The sequence below is a fragment of the Vibrio sp. 378 genome (genome assembly GCF_033339435.1).
The window spans coordinates 1-567 of record NZ_JAWOUO010000940.1 but is presented as its reverse complement, the minus strand read 5'-3'; the positions used below and the strand labels follow the sequence as shown (position 1 = coordinate 567).

At 43.9% G+C, this 567-nt stretch carries 1 protein-coding gene; it reads right to left on the bottom strand.

All coding sequences use genetic code 11. The features are described from left to right. Positions 1 to 312: 312 nt before the first annotated feature. On the bottom strand, positions 313 to 567 hold a 255-nt coding region (locus R7Q48_RS29720; protein WP_318133971.1), incomplete at its 5' end, for a queuosine precursor transporter.

Genomic DNA, 567 nt, shown 5'->3' with positions numbered 1-567 from the left:
CGTTGAGCATTGATGCGAAATGGCTAGAAGCTAACCCGCTTACGGCTGCTGAGTTAGAAATAGAATCGAACCGTCAAACAGACATTGGTTGGCCATTAACGATTACCGCTTGCTAATGATTGTTATCGAGTAAAAAGGCTCCTTATGGAGCCTTTTTGTTATTTGGCATTCCAATGTACAGTGCTTGGAGCTTTAGAACACCCATGATCTTATTGCTCCTTGTGCTGTACAACGAGACTTGTACCCGTCCTTCAAATACAAAAAAGCCGCTGGATTCAGCGGCTTTTTGTTATTCACATTAAATCAGCGAGATTACGCAGCCGTACTCACTTTGAAGTCTGGGTTTACTGCGGTTAGCTTCTTAATCAGATAATTCAGTAATACACCGTACATTGGGACAAATAAGCCAAGGCTTATCACCAACTTGAAGCCGTAATCCACCAGCGCGATTTCAGTCCAGTGCTCAGCCATAAATGGATCTGGACTTTGGTAGAACGCAATTGCAAAGAACGCAATGGTATCTAGCGCATTACCAAAGAGTGTCGAACACGTTGGTGCTACCCACCA